Below are 752 nucleotides of genomic sequence, written 5' to 3'. Positions count from 1 at the left end.
CTTGTCGGCCAAGACTCGGTCCGGGCGGGTTCGGGGCCGGCCGCCGCCGAGGCGAGGCACCCTGATCCCGTCGAGCACCGCCACAAACTGCGGGCTGTCCCCACGCTGCCCAGCGGTCAACACGATCGACAACGGCTTGCGCCCTTGCTCGCAGGCCAGATGCAGCTTCGTGGTCAGCCCACCCCGCGACCGACCGAGCGCGTGATCGGTCGGCTCGACCGTGACGCCGCCCGGCGGTTCGGCCTGCAGATCCCCCTTTTACGCGCCCCGGCGGCGTGCTGATGAGCCCGGGCAACAGTCGAGTCCACCGACACATCCCAGACGACGCGTCCGGCCCTGTCAGCCACCGCCTGCAACGCAGTCAGGATCCTCGCCCAGGTCCCATCCCGCTGCCAACGCCGGAACAGCGCGTACACCGCGGCCCAGGATCCGTAGCACTCCGGGACGTCCCGCCACGGGGCGCCGACCCGTGTCCGCCACCGAATCCCATCAATGAGCTGCCGTTTCGTCCATGTCGACGGCCGACCTGGCCTACGCCCCGCAGGCAGCAACGGCTCCAGCGCCACCCACTGTGCGTCGGTCAAGTCGTGCCGCCTCGCCACCGCTAGGGTGTCCACGAGGTCTCCGGTGTTCGGGTTCTGCTTGGTCGCTGAACCAGATACCGGAGACCTCGCTACATCTCGAACACCGACACGCGAAGATCCTCAAGCCGGCAGCTCAAGCCCTGCCACCGACTTCGACACAGGCCCTAG

The 752-nt window shown here is 68.9% G+C and carries 1 pseudogene; it reads right to left on the bottom strand.

What is annotated here, in order from left to right:
* Positions 1 to 617, bottom strand: a pseudogene (locus AC507J_RS32310) (IS5 family transposase); the annotation flags it as partial.
* Positions 618 to 752: the final 135 nt, after the last annotated feature.

The organism is Micromonospora sp. PRAS1, assembly GCF_059553435.1.
Note: the sequence above shows the minus strand (reverse complement) of the source record. Positions and strands in the feature narration are given on the sequence as shown.